We start from the raw sequence: 16956 nt of genomic DNA on the forward strand, positions 1-16956 counted from the left end.
TTTATTTCACCTCTTCCTTATTCCCACTAAATTTCAATCCGATAATAAATAGTGCCAATAAGCAAACGAGGAAAATTTTGATGAGCGAAAATGGTTCTTTGAAATATAAAATATCTACCAATATCGTTCCAACTGTACCAATTCCAGTAAATACTGAATATGCCGTACCAATTGGAATTTTTTTAGTTGCTTCAATTAGTAGTTGAAAGCTCACTAAAATTGCAATGAGTGTCAAAATACTCATTGAATTTGTTTTTAATCCTGTCGCCCAATATATTTCAATTAAGCCCCCAAATACTAAATACATCCACGCCCTATTTATGCTAATCTCCTTTTTCTTTTTCACTTCTTCTTTTATCTCTTCTCTTGTTTCTTGTTTCGAAGAATTACGCTTCTTTTTCGGAAAAAGAATGTAAGACATCGCCCATATAAAATGAATAATAAGCACTGATGTCCAGACACTTGTAATCGTATTAATCGTTTCATTTTTATAAAATCCAATTTGTTTATTTAAAATCCACTCTTTCATATGAAGGAAATAGGAACCGCTTGGCAACTCTTGAGCTGGTACAAGCCCTACTATAAAAATAAATAGAAGCTGTGCAAAAATGAAAATCCCCAGATGCTTATAAAAATATTGCCTCTCCATCCGCGCATGCTTAATTCCATATAGCTTCTCTTTTCCCGTGCCCGTCATTTACCCTCCTCCTTTTTTAAATAACAATCCATCATCTTTTCTAAATAATTCATCGTTTCTAAATCAAGTCCGTATACTCTTGCAATCTCTCCCTCTTCAGGTTTAATTAAATCCCAATACTTATTTATTAATTGTTCATCTTCATGAAATACGTGCATTGAAAAGGCCACTACCCTTTCCGCTAATTTTTGAATTTCCGGTGAATCTACTGGTTCATTTATACGCTGACGAATTTCTCTTAATACTTGTAACCATTCTTTTGTTCTTTCATCGTTTTCTTCAAGTGTTGGTAAATCCTCTATAACCTTCTGTTCTTCCTCCGTAAAATATTTTTGTCGGAAATTTTCTCTCTGCTCAATTCCCTGTACTGATTTTATGAATAACATTAAATCTTCTGTTTTAAGCTCTCCAGTTAATTCAATGGAATGAAATGCTGTATATAATAGTTTTTCTAAGTCCTGTAATCTTTTTACTTCCGCTTGTATTGTTTGAATTTCATTTTGAATTGCACTTTTCCATCTTTCTTCTGAATTCCCCTTTTCCTCTTTTAACACTTTTTTTATTTCCGAAAGCTTAAAACCAAGCTTTTTAAACGTTGTTATTTGTTGCAATGTAATTACATCATCTTTTGAATAGTAACGATATCCTGACTCAGCAACGTACGACGGTTTTAATAATCCAATTTCCTCATAATATCTAAGTGTTCTCGTCGTTACATTTGTTTCTTTTGAAATTTCACCAATGCTATACTTATCCATCGTTTCCTCCTCACGCCTTATTTATCTTCACTATAAACTTTGACGTATACGTTAAAGTCAATACTCCATTCACACAAAAAACTCCTGTTTTTCAAACAGGAGCTCTCATTAATATATTCACCTACTGCCTTTCATTTCTTAAAAATGCTCATAAGTGAAACTCATTGTTTTTCTATAAAACCTGTACTTTTCTCTTTTACAAATAAAAAAACTGCCTTTTCACAGGCAGTTTTTCTTTATCCAAATACTTTTTCAAGTTCGTCTTTATCTTGGCTTAACCAGAAGTTCATTAAGCGTTGTGCTCCTTCTAAATCGTGAAGCTTCGCTTGGCCACATTGTGTTTCGTTTGCAGCTGGAATTTCTGTAATTTGAACCGCATCTTTTAATGTTAGTTCTAATAAATCAATGATTTCACGAACTGTTGGTGTTCCGCTTACAACAAGATAATATCCTGTTTGGCAGCCCATTGGTGAAATATCGATAATATCAAAATGCGGATAACGATCAATATATTTACGTAAATTAAATGCCAATAAATGCTCTAACGTATGAATAACATCTGGTTTCATTGCTTGTTTATTCGGTTGGCAAAAACGAATATCGAATTTATTTACAATACCGTCACTACCTACGTTATGAACTCCGCAATGTCTTACATAAGGTGCCTTTACAATCGTATGATCTAATTCAAAGCTTTCTACTGATGGCATACAACATCTCTCCCGCTTTTAATTTAATTCCGTTATATCCAATATGATATAACGGAAATGCACATTAGTAAAGTATTATGTACAGTCGTGCTATAATACTTTAAGAATATGCTGAAAAGGAGACCATTATGAAACAGATTTTCATTGGAATTATACGCTTTTATCAAAAATTTATTTCGCCGATGACACCGCCAACGTGCCGCTTTTATCCGACTTGTTCTCATTACGGATTAGAGGCGTTTCAAAAGCATGGTGCATTGAAAGGTTTTTGGCTTACTTGTAAGCGTATATTAAAATGTCACCCTTTCCACCCGGGAGGATTTGATCCTGTCCCAGATAAAAAGGATGACAAAGTAAATTCTTAATTGTCGTAACCATTCACAACTAAATCTAATTTTCCTGTATCAGGATCTATAACAAGACCGTGAACAGGTACTTCTTCTGGAAGTAATGGATGATTGCGAAGTATTGATACACTATGTTCTACACTTTCTTCAACACTAGAGAACCCTTGTAGGAATCTTTCTAAATCGATTCCAGAATAACGAAGTGTATCTAATTTCTCATCTGTTACACCGCGCTCTTTCATCTTCTCAATTGTACTGCTTGCTTGAATTTTTGCCATACCACAATCATGATGACCAACTACACAAACTTCATCGGCACCAAGTTCGTATACAGCAACTAAAATACTACGCATAATACTTCCGAATGGATGGGAAATAACAGCGCCTGCTACTTTAATAATTTTCACATCACCGTTACGCATATTCATCGCTTTCGGTAATAATTCAACAAGACGAGTATCCATACAAGAGATAATTACCATTTTTTTATTTGGAAATTTTCCTGTTTCATACTCTTCGTATTTTTTCTCTTCAACGAATTTTTCATTGTATTGTAAAATCTCTTCTAATGACTTCATAGTACAGAACCCTCTTTTCTCTCATTTACATTACATATGTAGTGTACCAAAATTTGAAAAACTCAAAAAGGATATTGCTTTATAGTAAAAATGAGATATTTTCAGATAACCGACATAATTCTTTCAAAATATACACACACCTTTGTAACAAGTCTCACATACTTTAAACGTATTTTCACTATAAACTGATTGTAGATAATGTAAAAAAGGAGTGAATATTTATTATGTCCGACGTTCTGTTACTAAGTCGTTTTCAATTTGCAATTACTATTTTTTATCACTTTTTATTTGTACCTTTAACAATCGGACTTGTTATTTTAGTAGCATGTATGGAAACTCAATACGCCCGCACATTGAATCCAACATACCGCAAAATGGCAAATTTCTGGGGTAAATTATTTACAATTAACTTCGTAATGGGGATTATAACCGGGATTACGATGGAATTCCAATTTGGAACAAACTGGTCTGAGTACTCCAAATATATGGGAGATATTTTCGGATCCCCTCTCGCAATCGAAGCACTCGTTGCCTTCTTCTTAGAATCTACGTTCATGGGAATATGGTTATTCGGTAAAGACAAAATTTCACCAAAGTTCCGTGCCTTCTGTATGTGGATGGTTGCACTTGGAACAAATATTTCCGCACTTTGGATTATTACAGCAAACGGCTTTATGCAAAATCCTGTTGGCTATGTAGTACGTAACGGCCGCGCTGAATTAAATGATTTCTGGGCACTTGTTACAAATCCATATGCTTGGAACATGTTCTTCCATACTGTAATTAGTTGTTATATCGTTGGTGCTTTCTTCGTTATGGCCATTAGTGCCTATCACTTGCTACGTAAAAATGAAGTGGAATTCTTCAAAAAATCATTTAAGTTTGGTTTAATGTTAGGCTTATTCGCCGCAACTATTACACCGTTTATGGGACATCAATCTGGTGTATCGGCAGCTAAATATCAACCTGCTAAAGGAGCTGCGATGGAAGCAGTTTGGGAAACTGGAAAAGGACAAGGTTTCTCAATCATTCAAATTCCTGATGTGAAAAATGAAAAGAACTTTGAACTACTTACAATTCCAAAACTCGGAAGTTTCTTCTATACAAACTCATTTGATGGAGAAATTGTTGGTTTAAAAGATATTCCGAAAGAAGATCGTCCAAACGTTAACCTCGTGTACTATAGCTTCCGCTTAATGGTCGCACTTGGCATGTTCTTTATGGCATTAACTTGGTTCGGTTTCTATTTAAACCGAAAAGGAAAACTAGAAAACTCAAAACGTTATTTAAAAATTACAATGTGGTCTGTCTTACTTCCGTACATTGCGATTAACGCTGGCTGGATTGTCGCTGAAGTAGGTCGTCAACCATGGACAGTTTATAAACTAATGCGTACAGCAGAATCTGTATCACCTATATCAGTTCCACAAATTTGGTTCTCATTAATTAGTTTAATATTGTTCTATACTTTACTTTTAATTGCAGACGTATACTTAATGCTAAAGTTCGCAAAAAAAGGACCTGCTGCATTAGAAGAGCCTGCTACTGAAGGAGGTACAGCTCATGTCTCATGATATGCTTGCAATCATCTGGTTCGGTTTATGGGGCGTAATTTGGACAGTTTACTTCATTCTTGATGGCTACGCACTCGGTAACGGAATGATTTTCCCATTCGTTGCGAAAGACCGACAAGAACGAAATCAATTACAAGAAGCAATTGGTCCATTTTGGGGTGGTAATGAAGTATGGTTAATTACAGCTGGTGGCGCAACATTTGCTGCCTTTCCAATCACATATGCAAATATGTTTAGTTACCTATACACACCACTATTTTTAGTATTACTTGCACTATTTGCTCGTGCTGCTGGACTTGAATTTATGCATAAAGATGATTCACCAATTTGGCAAAAAACTTGTAAATGGGCATTTACAAGTGGTAGTTTCCTAATCGCTTTTTTATTCGGTGTTACATTCGCTAACCTATATTACGGACTACAAATCGGAAAAAATGGCTATGAAGGAAATTTACTTAGCTTACTAAACCATTACGGTATTTTAGGTGGTCTGTTCTTCACTGCTATATTCGTCGTATCTGGTGCTCTTTGGGTTATGATTAAAACGACTGGTGAAGTATCCGATCGTGCTTATAAAATCGCAAGACCATTTTCAATGGCAGCTGCTATCATTTTAGCTATCTTCTATGTAGCAACTGCAAATCGCACAAACTTATTCCAAAACTTTACGGAATATCCGGTACTATTTATTCTTCCAGTACTTGCAATGTTAATGAGTGTACTCGCACTTATTATGGTGTACAAACATAAAATCGGCCTCGCCTTTACATTTGTTTGCTTAACAATCGCAATGTTTATGACAACTGGCTTTGCAGGTATGTTCCCAAGAATGTTACCTTCTCGCATTAACGACGCCTATAGTACAACGTTATACAACGCAGCTGGTAGCCAATTAAACTTAAAAATTATGTTCTTCGTTGCAATAGTTATGGTACCAATTGTTATTGGCTATCAACTTTGGAGCTACAGTATTTTTAAAAATAAAATCCATAAAGACTCTGCTAAAGGATATCACTAAGATAAAAAGACACTTCGTTTGAAGTGTCTTTTTTACGTATGATTTTCGATAAAGTGAAACTATAATCAGTGGGGATTTTGTTCATCCCCACTGATTATTAGCCCACACCAATCGGACATTTCCGGGCAGTTGATTCCCTACCTAAATACTCAGCACAAGCCGATCTGTGAGGTGGGAGTCTTACTGCCCGTAAATAGCAGGATAAGATGTTATACTTTCAATCTAACAACTATGATACAGAAGAATCACAAACAGCTCACAACTAAATTGTATCATAGGGCAAATTCATCATTTTATGCAATTTTACATATTGCACTATAAGGTAAATTGTATCTCTTGGTCATTTACATCATTATCCCTTACATCTGCTGTACTAATCCCGCTAAATGTTCTCACATTTAATCCAGTGTTCGATGATCCCGATCCATTATAAGCTTTCGTCTTTTCAATCGGTTGCACGTTATATTTATCCCCTAAATTAATCGTCCCATTGCAGTTTTCAATAATAACACCTTCAACAACTGCCGGCATATTGTCACCTACTTTCATTTCCTTACTTTCATTTTATGAAAATCGCCTATAAAAATAGCATGTTTCAATAAGAAAAAGCACTCAAAATGAGTGCTTTTTCTCTAAGCATGAATGGCAAGTTTGGAGACAGTTGACTTCTTCAAAATTTTATTAGGGGTAATATTTTGAAAAAGAAAGCCTTTCATATTTAACTTAACACCACTGGAATATATAGTAAATTGATAATGTTTATACGGAAGATTGCTAATGTTTAGTATAGATAGTTTCCACTATGTTAACAGTAAAAACTCATCTCCACTAAACAATAAAAAGTGCCCTCAAAGAAGACACTTTTCATAAACAGACACTATAAAACAGAATTATTTATCCCGCATTAACGGGCAGTAAGACCCCCACCTCAAAATTCAGCGAAAGAAAAAAAGTTAGGTGGGGGATCAACTGCCTGTAAATGCCCGATTGGTTCAACTAATAATCAGCTGGGGATGAATCCCCCACTGATTAAAGTTTCACTTTATTGTTATACGATTGTTAGATACAAAAAATTGAGGGAAATGCTTGTACAAAATTCTGCTTTATAAAGTCTGTCTACAACTTATATTTTAATCCTCTTCATTTGAAAATAAATATAATATGCACAATTACATACAAAAAAGAAAAGACACTCTACCGAGTGCCTTTTCAACCATTTTACTTTTAATATATCGCTTTACATACATTTTAACATATGTATCTATATAATTTATTGAGAAAATTCAAAATCCTTTTTCTTTCATTTTCACTTATGAAATCATGTAATATAAAAGATATGTCAAATTCTTATACAAGTTGAGGTGTACTATATTTATGCTGTATTTTGGAATTATTCCTCTTATTTTGTTTATTATTTTTCTTATCTCTTATTTAAAAGATCCGCGAAAAATCATAAACGGCTTTTTATTTAATGCCTTTATCTGTTTTTTCCTTCTTTTTTGCGTAATCGTATCTTTGAACTCAGATAGTGCTGTCTTGCGTTACATTATATTTTTACCTTTTTTAGCACTCCTCATTATGCTTCCTTTCGGTATTATCGCTTTAATGTTTGGATTATTTCTTAATGCAAGAATTTTAATGAAGCGAGAAGGACGACGGTTCACTAACTGTTTAACGCTCCTTGCTGCTTTAGGGATGTTATTCTTTATGTTACTCCCTATTATAAATCCAGCAAGTTTGGTCTCATCACATTTAGAGCCTATTTTTGCAGGTATTTCTCTTATAAGCGTATATTTCTTTATACACTTATCTAACTTTTTAAGTGCTTATTTTCTATACCAATTCAACAGACCAAGACGTAATCAAGATTTCATCATCGTTCTCGGTAGTGGCTTAATTAATGATAAAGTACCACCTTTACTTGCAAGCCGCATTAATAAAGCTATCGACTTTTATTGGAAACAAGCAGCTGTGAATACACCACCAACAATTATTTTCTCTGGTGGACAAGGTCCAGATGAAGGGCTTCCTGAAGCAGAAGCGATGCAAAATTATGCGGTCGAAAAAGGAATTCCTCTTGAACATACAGTGCAAGAAAATCGCTCTGTAAACACATATCAAAATATGTCGTTCTCTAAAGAAATTATGGACTCTTTAAAACCTGAAGGTAAGTATAGAAGTATTTTTACAACGAATAATTTCCACCTTTTCCGCGCTGGTATATATGCAAGACAAGCTGGCCTAAATAGCCAAGGAATTGGATCAAAAACCGCATTTTATTACTGGCCTAATGCAATGATTCGTGAATACGTTGCGATTGTCGTAATGGGACGTAAACGTCATATGAAGTTTTGCGGAGCTATTTTAGGATTCGCTTTATTCGTGTCAGTACTTAGCTTTATATTTTCTTAATAGCATCCCATCCTTTGAAAGGATGGGATTTCTTATACTCATTTCAAAAATATTTTAAAGATAATATGGCGATAATATTCCCTCCATACATCCATTAAAGGAGAATTTTTTCAAATTAAATGTTAAAATGAAATTTAGGTGTGAATGATGTAACAAACAAGAAACTAGTTTGAAACGAGGAAATTATATGGAGAAAACTATCAAAAACAAGCCCAATAAGCTAAAAATCGCTTCAAAAGCTTTGATGATTATTATTGGGGCATTTATTACAGCGTACGGATTAGAGGCTGTCTTAATTCCAAATAACGTATCCGACGGTGGTGTAACTGGTTTAAGTATCGTTAGTTCAAGATTATTTGGATTGCCATTAGGGGCTCTAATCGCAGTTATTAACATTCCTTTCGTTTGGTTAGGATATAAGCAAATCGGTAAAAGCTTTGCAATTTATTCCATTATCGGGATTGCCTCATTAGCAATAGGTACCGTTGTCATGCACGGAATACCAACTATTATTGAAGGCGATACATTATTAGTTACAGTTGTTGGTGGTATTATTATCGGTTTTGGTATGGGACTAGCATTACGTAACGGCGGAGCATTAGATGGAATCGATATGCTAGCTGTATTACTTTCTCGCAAGTTACCTTTTGGAACGAGTGACCTTATTTTATTCTTAAACATGTTCGTGTTTATTTTCGTATCAACAGTATTCGGTCTTCAAGGAGCTATTCTTTCGGCAATTGCTTACTTTATTGCTTCGAAAGTGATTCATATCGTTGAAGTTGGTTTAAGTGGTTCGAAAACATTTAAAATTATCACAAAAGAGCCTGAATTAATGGTAGAAACAATTCGCGATCGTTTAGGCCGAAGCGCAACGTATAACGAAGTATACGGTGGTTATTCAAGAGAGAAATTCAAAGAAATTTCTTGTGTAATTAACCGTTTAGAAGAAAGTAAAATGAAAGATCTTATTAATGAAATCGATCCAAATGCCTTTATTACAGTTTATGACGTAGCAGAAGTAAAAGGCGGTAATTTCAAGAAACGTGATATTCATTAATCGTTATGAAAAACGAGGCTGTGCCAACATTTTGGCACAGCCTCGTTTTATTATTAAGTTGCTATCGTTGTCAGTTTTTGTCGGTAAGTCGATATATTTCAATAATCGCTGATATATTTTGAGTTGCGGTCGATATATTCCAATAAGCGCTGATATATTTTTACTCGCCCCACCGGCTCCCTCGTTTAATCCACTCTACATACTTTTGAAAAACCGGCACTTCTTGTTGAAAACGAAGCGGAACATATAGAAAAAGAGTACATGTACATAGTATCCATAGAATACCTACTACAAAGTGAAATTTCATTGTTGTGCTAATAAACAAACTGAGGAATAAGACGAGGAACATAATCAAACTAAACCTTTTATATATAGTCATAATAATCTCCTCCTTATAACTTAATTGTACCAGCTACAAGGAATTAATTTCCATAATAAAAAGACCGAAAAGCAAATTCTACTTTTCGATCTTTTTAACTATCTTCGCTTCGTAATTTTTCCTGAACCACCGACCCTCGTTTTCGGAGGAGATGTATTCCTTGGCGGGGTTTTAATAGATGATTTCGGCTTCACATCTGATCCGCTTGAACCACCTGGTGTTTTTGTAATTTTCCCTTTGCTTCCGGTAGAAGGTGGAGGCGTCGTATTATTTCCTTTTTCAGTAATACTTCCCTTATCACCTACTGATGACTTCGAATCTACATTATCGCCTCGCTTAATGATAGATCCTTTCCCTTCCTTCGTAATTGGAGGCGGGGTTTTCTTTTCTTCTTTCGTAGGTGGCCTTTCCGGAATAACTGGTTTATGATTTTGTCTGTCATTATATCCTCGATAATCACCAGATGATGATTTTTTTGAACCGAATATATCGTTTAATATACTCCCCATAATATACCCTTGCAAGAAGGATGGTTGGTAATTTTGACGGACAAACTCTTTATTACTTATTTCAATTAACGTATCAGACGGTTTCTCTTTATCCTTTTGCAGATTATAAATCTTATCAGAATAAACGAGGAACATTTGATTTTCGTCTTCTTTAGATGCTTGCTTCGGTTCTCTTTCATTAATGAGTTCCTTTGCTACTTCAGGAACAGACCGATTGGCGGCCCTATACACGTAAGATTCTTGTTTACCTTCCTTTGCAACAGACTCGAGTGGATAACGGTCTTGAATCGACTTCGTCTGCCCGCCTTGACAGCCTGATAAAGCATAACCGGCAACAACAAGTAAAATAACGATAGCAAGTATAGGGATCACGAACGATTTAATCATGGTAAACAATCGGTTTGACATGATTACGCCCCCTTACGTTGCTCTTATAATTTGTACATCTGCAGGAATGATTGCTTCTCCCTCATACATCATTGTGCGACCATTTTGCCATTCAATACGTAATAATTTTCGGTTATCAGATTGAAATTCCCATACGTACTGTTCTTCTGAAGCAGAGAATGGTGTTTTTCCCATTACAACAACACGTCCGTTATATTGCTCTTCCATATGGTACTCGGTATCATCCATTTCAATTGTCGTCGGAACTTCATCAATTGAATCTAAACGACCATCAATTGGTGTATATAATTTGTAATACGTATTTTCACGATCTTCAATTTTCAAATAACGAATATCTTTCCCATCTTGCAGTGTTAAAACAATCTCCTTACGAGAATGCATGCTCGTTTTTCCAGTTAATTCGTACATAACTAATGAAACTTCAATCATATCGCCAGGAGCTAATGTCAAAAGACTCTTTTCCGGCTTCGGCGGCTCTGGACTTTTCATTATATTTTTAATTCGTTTAAATAAGCTCACAATCTACCCCTCCTTTTCTCTTTATAAACAAGCACCTAAAATAAGTGCACCAACAATATGTAATGATCCAGCTAACATCGCATGCGCAACACTGCCTTCTTTCGTACCTTCTTCTAAATCCAAACCAGACATTTTCTTTAACACAAACTCAATAAACATTTCTACCACTAGTAAAATAACGAAAGAAACTGCTGAAGCAAGTAGTGCTTGCCATAAGTCATTCGCTTTCGTTATTGATTGAGATAAAATGTACCCTTGTGCGAATAATTTCATGACGAAACGAGTTGTTACAGCTGTATTCCCATTTTTTATTTCTTTTAAATCATTGTATTTTGTAAAAATTGAATCAACCCACATAATTGCAAATAAAAGTACTGCACTCGCTCCAGTCCATACGAGCATGGCTACTACATTCATCCATGTCATTGCAAAACCTCCTCTAAATATAAAGTGAAACTTTAATCGGTGGGGCGTTTTCCATCCCCTACTGATTATTAGCTCCCACCAGCCTCTCTGCTTTCACGAAATGTTGGGGCGGGAGTCTTACTACCGGCAAATAGCGGGGTAATAGAAAACCGACATGAATTTGTTTAGACATGTCGGTTCATTTGTCTCTATTCTATATTATTTCTCATACTGCTTCATAATACGAGCTAATTCATCGTCAACAGCAGAATTTTTGTTTAAGCTTGCGAATTCATCATCTAATGACTTTTCTTTTTTGTAAACTTCACCGCTTGCTTCTGCTTCAGCTTCTAATTGAAGAGCTTTCTCTTCCATACGGCTTAAACCAGCTTTTGCTGAATTTGAATCAAACCCAGACATCGCCTGATTAATATTCTTTTGTGCTTTCGCTGCATTTACACGTGCTACAAGTGTTTCACGTTTATTTTTCAGCTCTGTTAATTGCTTACGCATTTCTTCTAACTTCGCACGAAGATTATCAGCAGCTGCTTTATTTTGCTCATAGCTTGCTTTATACTCATTCATTTTTTGCTCTGCATTTTGTTTTTCTTCTAGTGCACGGCGCGCAAGATCTAAGTTACTAGCTTGAACAGCCATATGAGCTTGATCTTCACGCTTTTTCACAAGTGCTTCTTGTTCTTCAAATAATAATTTAAACTTTTTCTCAAGCGCGATTTGAGCTGCTACACTTTTCTCAGCTTCTTGTACATCCGCTTGCATATCGCGTAAATATTGATCCGTCATCTTAACTGGATCTTCCGCTTTTTCAATTAATGAATACACATTTGACATTGTTAAATCTCGTAATCGTTTAAATACAGACATCCAAATTCCTCCTATGATATACCTCATATTTCAAATTCACTACTTGGAAAACTTAAAAATCTCCCTTTACAGTAAAGAATATTCATTTTTACAGCCTATGTGTTTATTATAACAAAACTAATATGTCCTTACATGTTATTTCCAAAATATAACCAATATAATATGACATTCCAGATATAACATTGTATTCCTAATATATTATATTACCAATATATTATAATTAAAACCATCAAAAATTGACTTATTTTTATTTACTTTCACTAAATTACATTATTGTAATGTTACTGTAAGCTAACTCGATAGTTACATTCCGATATTTCTTATACACTAATACCAGAAGCAACAAACAAGCTTCTCAAACTGTAAGAACTAATACAAAAACTGTATTTACTATAAAACATATGACAAGGAGAAATCATCATGAAAAAATTAGTAGGAATCGGATTAGCAGCAGCAATTTCATTCGGAGCATTATCAGGTTGTTCTTTATTAGGAGAAAAGGCAAACGGCTTTGTATTGTACGGATCAGAAGAGCAAGTAACACAAATTGCAGATAAAAACAAAAAAGAAGTGAAAGAAAAAGACTTCTATAAAATGAAACTTACAACGTTAGAAGATAAAAAAGTTCTTGTAATGGATAAAAAAACTGGTGAAGAACTAGTGAAGAAAGAGTTACTTAGCAAAGTGGATGCAAAAGACGACACGAAACCACTTGATAAATTACCAGCTGTAACAACAGAACAAGGTGTATTATTCGCAAAAAACAAAGTTGAAAATGCTAAAATCGATGGCGCGAAATTAAAATATGAAGGCAACATAATTATCGGAAGTGGCCGTGCATATGCAGATATGTTCGCGATTGTTGATGATGCAACTTACAACAATGTAAAAGGTGAAGAAAAATCGGTGGGTGTATTAAAATTTGATAAGGACCCGAGTAAAGAATTCCCTGGCAAAAATGGTGTAGAAACATCACAACTTGTAAAAATTAAAAAGTAAGAAAAAAGCTTTGCGAGATTCGCAAAGCTTTTTTTCTACTTGTGAGCGATTTGCTCCATATCCGGACTACAAGTTTGCGACTGGCATGACTTATTTAAAGAACATGCTGCGCATTTTCCTTTTTTACTTCTTTTTACGAAATTAACTAACGTATATGCTGCATAACCAAAAATGATAGCTCCAATTATAATATTGACCATCATCATACATCTCCTTTTAGAATCCGAGTAAAGATCCAACTTGGTATATAATAAGCGTTAATACATAAGCAACTACGAGCGGATAAACGACTGAGAAAATCGTCCATTTCGCTGATCCTGTTTCACGTTTAATAACAGCTACTGTCGCTAAGCACGGAACGTATAATAAAATAAAGAACATAAATGCATACGCTGATAATGCTGTATAATGTGCTCCCATTACGTTTCCAAGCACATCTTCTTTAACCGCATAAATAATCGCCATTGTAGAAACGACAACTTCTTTCGCTAAAAATCCTGTTAAAAGGGATGCTGCAGCTTGCCACGTTCCAAAGCCTAGCGGTGCAAATAGCGGTGCGATAAATCCACCAATCATCGCTAAGTAACTGTCTCCCATATCAACACCAAATCCTGATGGACCTGCATAATTTAATAGCCAAATGACAACCGAACCACCAAAGATGAATGTACCAGCTTTACGAACAAACCCTTTCCCTTTTTCCCATGTGCTAAGCCATAACGTTTTCGCTTGTGGCACGCGGTAAGGCGGTAGTTCAATGACGAAAATAGATTTTTCCGCTTTTAAAATAGTAAGAGACATTATTTTTGTAACTAATAACGCAAGGACAATCCCTGCAACGTATAAAGAGAACACAACAGTTGCCTGACTATGAGGGAAGAACACTCCCGCAAATAATGCATATACAGGTAAACGTGCTGAACAAGACATAAATGGTGTTACTAAAATTGTAAGTAAACGCTCTTTCTCCTGTTCAATCGTTCTCGCTGCCATAATACCTGGAACGTTACAGCCAAAACCGATAATCATCGGAATAAAGGCTTTTCCATTTAAACCGAAGAACTCCATAATTCTATCCATAACAACTGCAATTCGCGCCATATACCCTGAGTCTTCTAATAATGAAATGAAAAAGAATAGTGCAAAGATTTGTGGAACGAATACTAACACAGCACCAACACCGGCAATAATACCTTCTGTAACAAGCGCTTGAATAAAATCAGAAGCTCCAATACTTGTAAGTCCAGCCGTCACCCAATCCGTAAGCTGGCCACCAAAAAACTCATCTAACATATCCGATAAAGGTGTACCAATCCAAGTAAACGTAACCTGAAAAATAAAAAACATAACTGCTAAAAAGATTGGAAGTCCTAAAATTTTATGTGTAATTAATCTATCAATTTTTTCTGAAAAAGGAATTTTTCCTTCTTTCTCATGCTTCATAACATTTGTTTTTAACTTTTCAATATACGCTTCACGAGTTTTGTAAATGTGCTCTTCTAACGTACAATCAAGTTTTCCTTCTAAGCGAGATCGAATGGCTATGAGTTCCTTATAAATTGGTAATGCTTTTATTTCTTTTTCTACTACTTCGTTATTGCTTAAAAATTGAAGTGCTAACCATCTCGGATGCTCGTAATTCACTGTCTCTAAAAGAGCAGTTACTTCTCCAATTCCTTCATCCATTTGTACACCATATGAAATAAGGAATGGCTTTTTCTCTTTTTTGTCATTTTCTTTAAGAGTCGTAAGCAGTTCTTCACAGCCTTTTCCACTTCTTGCAACGACAGGCACAACTGTTACACCTAATAGTTCTGATAATCGTTTTACATCAATTACAATTCCTCTTTGCTTCGCCACATCAACCATGTTTAAACCAATTGAGACTGGCTTACCAAATTCAAGTAACTGCAACGTTAAATGCATATTTCTTTCAAACTGCGAGGAATCTACGATATTTAACATATGATTAAATTCTTCTGTTAATAGAAAGTTTGTTACAACACCTTCATCACGTGAAACTGGATTTAAATCATAAACACCTGGTAAATCAATTAATGTTCCTTGTCTATCTTTTAATTTACCAACCTTCTTTTCTACTGTTACACCGCTCCAGTTTCCTACATATTCATAAGAACCAGTAAGTGCATTAAATAATGATGTCTTCCCTGTATTCGGATTCCCTAGCAAAGCTACCTTATTCACGCTAATTCCACCTTTATCATTTTCGCGTCACAATGACGAATACTAATTAACTGTCCACGACACTCCAATGTACAAGGACCTTTAAACATCGCTTTCTGTTTCAGGCGAAGTTCGCTTCCTTCAGCAAGACCGAAAGCAGCTAGTCTACGCTTTAATAGCTGATCTAAAGACTGAATACTTTTTACTAACACTTTCTCTCCAATTTTAATATCTACTAAGCTCATAACCTTCCCCCTCAGAAGAGAATGATAATTATTTTCAAAAAAATTATACCACACCCAATTTCTCTTGTACTATACCCTTTTGCTTCATATTTATTAACATTTCGCTACAATTGTATTTCAATTATTGTCATACTGTATTCGTTTGCCATTCTCATCCATTTCGCTTACAATAAACAATAGCAAATAAAGAATCTCGTTATCACTGGGGGAGCCATGCCGCTGAGAGGGAACACTTCGTTCCGACCCTTCGAACCTGTTAGTTAATGCTAACGCAGGGATTGTGCAAACGTCCGAAATACATACCTCATTTTTATTTACGTATTTCGTATCCTCCTATGATATCTATTCTTTTTTGTACAACTTGGATTTAGGGGGAGACAACATGCGTAACACTAATTTACAAGCGATGATCGAATCTGCTATTCTTGCAGCCTTCGCCATGGTCATCGACATTTTACCATTATCAATTAAACTTCCAACAGGCGGTTCTATCTCATTCGCTATGATTCCTATTTTTATTATTGCTTACCGCTGGGGCTTTAAATCAGCTTTCTTAGGTGGTTTAGTTTGGGGACTGTTACAAATTGTCGTAGGTGATGCCTACATTTTAACACCAGTTCAAGCATTCATTGAGTACTTCATTGCCTTTGCTTTTATCGGATTTGCCGGGTTATTCTATCGTCCAATTCAAAATGCACTTTTAGCATCTAATGCGAATGGCAACGAACAATCAAACTTAAGTAGCCATAAAGATAAACCTTCATCAAAACAAAACCAAGGAAAGAAAGTAATTGGATTCATTATCGTTGCTACATTTATCGGTAGTCTAGCTCGTTACTTCTGTCACTTTATTGCCGGTATTATTTTCTGGGGACAATATGCACCGAAAGGTCAATCAGCTGTGCTATATTCATTAATCGTAAATGGCAGCACAATGCTTGGTTCTTTTATTCTATGTACAGTTTTACTTATATTTTTATTTATCACTTCACCACGCTTATTCAAAAGCATCAATGCTTATCAAATAAATGCAAACAAAAAGGGCGCTTAACTAGCGCCCTTTTTTATATCAAAATTCTCAATGAGTAATATCGATAATAAATACAATAAATGCACAAAGAAAAATAAATACCATCACACCTAGTAAATTGCTATTCATGGCTAATCTACTCCTTACATAACCTCTTTTTCTAACAAGATTATATCTCTTAAAAATAAAGATTAGGTAAAGATAATATGAAAATAACTTAAAAAAAAGCGTAGCATGTA

The 16956-nt window shown here is 35.1% G+C and carries 20 protein-coding genes and 1 riboswitch; of the genes, 7 read left to right on the plus strand and 13 right to left on the minus strand.

The features are described from left to right. Position 1: 1 nt before the first annotated feature. The 3 genes from ACUN26_RS20545 to luxS form a co-directional block, all read right to left on the minus strand. A complete protein-coding gene (locus tag ACUN26_RS20545) occupies positions 2-697 on the minus strand; it encodes a DMT family transporter (RefSeq protein ID WP_000148147.1) in 696 nt (231 codons plus the stop codon). Continuing rightward, entirely contained in the window at positions 694-1455 is a 762-nt protein-coding gene (locus ACUN26_RS20550; RefSeq protein WP_000362244.1) for a MerR family transcriptional regulator, read from the minus strand. The genes ACUN26_RS20545 and ACUN26_RS20550 overlap by 4 nt, the downstream gene beginning before the upstream one ends. A 236-nt stretch (positions 1456-1691) precedes the next feature. After that, a complete protein-coding gene (luxS, locus tag ACUN26_RS20555) occupies positions 1692-2165 on the minus strand; it encodes an S-ribosylhomocysteine lyase LuxS (RefSeq protein WP_001141371.1) in 474 nt (157 codons plus the stop codon). A 128-nt stretch (positions 2166-2293) separates the two neighbouring features. Between luxS and yidD the strand changes: the two genes are divergently transcribed. Then, positions 2294-2530, plus strand: a complete 237-nt coding sequence (gene yidD / locus ACUN26_RS20560; RefSeq protein ID WP_000809334.1) for a membrane protein insertion efficiency factor YidD — start codon at positions 2294-2296, stop codon at positions 2528-2530. On the opposite strand, the gene ACUN26_RS20565 is transcribed toward yidD, so the two are convergent. Beyond that, positions 2527-3090, minus strand: a complete 564-nt coding sequence (locus tag ACUN26_RS20565; RefSeq protein WP_000838170.1) for a beta-class carbonic anhydrase — start codon at positions 3088-3090, stop codon at positions 2527-2529. The two genes, yidD and ACUN26_RS20565, sit on opposite strands and share 4 nt — an antisense overlap. Positions 3091-3314: 224 nt before the next feature. On the opposite strand from ACUN26_RS20565, the gene cydA reads away from it, so the two are divergent. Both cydA and cydB read left to right on the plus strand, forming a co-directional pair. Continuing rightward, the gene (gene cydA / locus ACUN26_RS20570) at positions 3315-4664 is read left to right on the plus strand and encodes a cytochrome ubiquinol oxidase subunit I (RefSeq protein WP_001286179.1); all 1350 of its coding nucleotides are present in this window, start codon (positions 3315-3317) and stop codon (positions 4662-4664) included. Next, positions 4654-5682 carry a cytochrome d ubiquinol oxidase subunit II gene (gene cydB, locus ACUN26_RS20575; protein WP_000017648.1) on the plus strand — a complete coding sequence of 343 codons (1029 nt, stop codon included), beginning with the start codon at positions 4654-4656 and terminating at the stop codon, positions 5680-5682. Before cydA ends, cydB begins: the two co-directional genes overlap by 11 nt. 315 nt (positions 5683-5997) lie before the next feature. Here cydB and ACUN26_RS20580 read toward each other — a convergent pair whose 3' ends face one another. Further along, positions 5998-6231, minus strand: a complete 234-nt coding sequence (locus ACUN26_RS20580) for a spore germination protein (protein WP_002039815.1) — start codon at positions 6229-6231, stop codon at positions 5998-6000. 825 nt (positions 6232-7056) lie between these two features. On the opposite strand from ACUN26_RS20580, the gene ACUN26_RS20585 reads away from it, so the two are divergent. Then, positions 7057-8094, plus strand: a complete 1038-nt coding sequence (locus ACUN26_RS20585; RefSeq protein WP_000965210.1) for a YdcF family protein — start codon at positions 7057-7059, stop codon at positions 8092-8094. A 187-nt stretch (positions 8095-8281) separates the two neighbouring features. Next, positions 8282-9154 carry a YitT family protein gene (locus ACUN26_RS20590; protein ID WP_000415908.1) on the plus strand — a complete coding sequence of 291 codons (873 nt, stop codon included), beginning with the start codon at positions 8282-8284 and terminating at the stop codon, positions 9152-9154. A 160-nt stretch (positions 9155-9314) separates the two neighbouring features. On the opposite strand, the gene ACUN26_RS20595 is transcribed toward ACUN26_RS20590, so the two are convergent. The 5 genes from ACUN26_RS20595 to ACUN26_RS20615 all read right to left on the minus strand — a co-directional run bounded on the left by ACUN26_RS20595 (position 9315) and on the right by ACUN26_RS20615 (position 12259). After that, positions 9315-9533, minus strand: a complete 219-nt coding sequence (locus ACUN26_RS20595; RefSeq protein WP_000158335.1) for a hypothetical protein — start codon at positions 9531-9533, stop codon at positions 9315-9317. Between the two features lie 98 nt (positions 9534-9631). After that, positions 9632-10450 (minus strand): DUF4247 domain-containing protein, encoded by an 819-nt coding sequence (locus ACUN26_RS20600; protein WP_000071184.1) that lies wholly within the window; start codon positions 10448-10450, stop codon positions 9632-9634. A 12-nt stretch (positions 10451-10462) separates the two neighbouring features. After that, positions 10463-10969, minus strand: a complete 507-nt coding sequence (locus ACUN26_RS20605; protein ID WP_000051753.1) for a DUF4178 domain-containing protein — start codon at positions 10967-10969, stop codon at positions 10463-10465. Between the two features lie 21 nt (positions 10970-10990). Further along, positions 10991-11395, minus strand: coding sequence for a DUF350 domain-containing protein (locus tag ACUN26_RS20610; protein WP_000220091.1), 405 nt, complete (start codon positions 11393-11395; stop codon positions 10991-10993). A gap of 198 nt (positions 11396-11593) precedes the next feature. Then, positions 11594-12259, minus strand: coding sequence for a PspA/IM30 family protein (locus tag ACUN26_RS20615; protein WP_000110292.1), 666 nt, complete (start codon positions 12257-12259; stop codon positions 11594-11596). A gap of 420 nt (positions 12260-12679) precedes the next feature. Here ACUN26_RS20615 and ACUN26_RS20620 point away from each other — a divergent pair, with 420 nt between their 5' ends. Further along, positions 12680-13258 (plus strand): lipoprotein BA_5634 family protein, encoded by a 579-nt coding sequence (locus ACUN26_RS20620; RefSeq protein ID WP_000737473.1) that lies wholly within the window; start codon positions 12680-12682, stop codon positions 13256-13258. A gap of 35 nt (positions 13259-13293) precedes the next feature. On the opposite strand, the gene ACUN26_RS20625 is transcribed toward ACUN26_RS20620, so the two are convergent. Genes ACUN26_RS20625 through ACUN26_RS20635 form a run of 3 tightly spaced genes read right to left on the minus strand, consistent with a single transcriptional unit; the run spans position 13294 to position 15687 of the window. Beyond that, positions 13294-13461, minus strand: coding sequence for a FeoB-associated Cys-rich membrane protein (locus ACUN26_RS20625; RefSeq protein ID WP_000989597.1), 168 nt, complete (start codon positions 13459-13461; stop codon positions 13294-13296). A gap of 13 nt (positions 13462-13474) precedes the next feature. Further along, positions 13475-15463, minus strand: coding sequence for a ferrous iron transport protein B (feoB, locus tag ACUN26_RS20630; RefSeq protein WP_001044846.1), 1989 nt, complete (start codon positions 15461-15463; stop codon positions 13475-13477). Then, on the minus strand, positions 15460-15687 hold the full coding sequence (locus ACUN26_RS20635) for a FeoA family protein (protein WP_000060512.1): 228 nt from the start codon (positions 15685-15687) through the stop codon (positions 15460-15462). The genes feoB and ACUN26_RS20635 overlap by 4 nt, the downstream gene beginning before the upstream one ends. Positions 15688-15881: 194 nt before the next feature. Beyond that, a riboswitch (TPP riboswitch) is annotated at positions 15882-15983 on the plus strand. Positions 15984-16069: 86 nt separating this feature from the next. On the opposite strand from ACUN26_RS20635, the gene thiT reads away from it, so the two are divergent. After that, positions 16070-16738, plus strand: coding sequence for an energy-coupled thiamine transporter ThiT (gene thiT / locus ACUN26_RS20640; RefSeq protein ID WP_001246601.1), 669 nt, complete (start codon positions 16070-16072; stop codon positions 16736-16738). The last annotated feature ends 218 nt before the right edge of the window (positions 16739-16956 follow it).

Source organism: Bacillus sp. WC2503, from assembly GCF_052682895.1.

Bases quoted from the DNA above. Each gene is read 5' to 3' on its own strand.
- ACUN26_RS20545 (WP_000148147.1), bottom strand. From the start codon at position 697: ATGACGGGCACGGGAAAAGAGAAGCTATATGGAATTAAGCATGCGCGG.
- ACUN26_RS20550 (WP_000362244.1), bottom strand. From the start codon at position 1,455: ATGGATAAGTATAGCATTGGTGAAATTTCAAAAGAAACAAATGTAACG.
- luxS (WP_001141371.1), bottom strand. From the start codon at position 2,165: ATGCCATCAGTAGAAAGCTTTGAATTAGATCATACGATTGTAAAGGCA.
- yidD (WP_000809334.1), top strand. From the start codon at position 2,294: ATGAAACAGATTTTCATTGGAATTATACGCTTTTATCAAAAATTTATT.
- ACUN26_RS20565 (WP_000838170.1), bottom strand. From the start codon at position 3,090: ATGAAGTCATTAGAAGAGATTTTACAATACAATGAAAAATTCGTTGAA.
- cydA (WP_001286179.1), top strand. From the start codon at position 3,315: ATGTCCGACGTTCTGTTACTAAGTCGTTTTCAATTTGCAATTACTATT.
- cydB (WP_000017648.1), top strand. From the start codon at position 4,654: ATGTCTCATGATATGCTTGCAATCATCTGGTTCGGTTTATGGGGCGTA.
- ACUN26_RS20580 (WP_002039815.1), bottom strand. From the start codon at position 6,231: ATGAAAGTAGGTGACAATATGCCGGCAGTTGTTGAAGGTGTTATTATT.
- ACUN26_RS20585 (WP_000965210.1), top strand. From the start codon at position 7,057: ATGCTGTATTTTGGAATTATTCCTCTTATTTTGTTTATTATTTTTCTT.
- ACUN26_RS20590 (WP_000415908.1), top strand. From the start codon at position 8,282: ATGGAGAAAACTATCAAAAACAAGCCCAATAAGCTAAAAATCGCTTCA.
- ACUN26_RS20595 (WP_000158335.1), bottom strand. From the start codon at position 9,533: ATGACTATATATAAAAGGTTTAGTTTGATTATGTTCCTCGTCTTATTC.
- ACUN26_RS20600 (WP_000071184.1), bottom strand. From the start codon at position 10,450: ATGTCAAACCGATTGTTTACCATGATTAAATCGTTCGTGATCCCTATA.
- ACUN26_RS20610 (WP_000220091.1), bottom strand. From the start codon at position 11,395: ATGACATGGATGAATGTAGTAGCCATGCTCGTATGGACTGGAGCGAGT.
- ACUN26_RS20615 (WP_000110292.1), bottom strand. From the start codon at position 12,259: ATGTCTGTATTTAAACGATTACGAGATTTAACAATGTCAAATGTGTAT.
- ACUN26_RS20620 (WP_000737473.1), top strand. From the start codon at position 12,680: ATGAAAAAATTAGTAGGAATCGGATTAGCAGCAGCAATTTCATTCGGA.
- ACUN26_RS20625 (WP_000989597.1), bottom strand. From the start codon at position 13,461: ATGATGGTCAATATTATAATTGGAGCTATCATTTTTGGTTATGCAGCA.
- ACUN26_RS20635 (WP_000060512.1), bottom strand. From the start codon at position 15,687: ATGAGCTTAGTAGATATTAAAATTGGAGAGAAAGTGTTAGTAAAAAGT.
- thiT (WP_001246601.1), top strand. From the start codon at position 16,070: ATGCGTAACACTAATTTACAAGCGATGATCGAATCTGCTATTCTTGCA.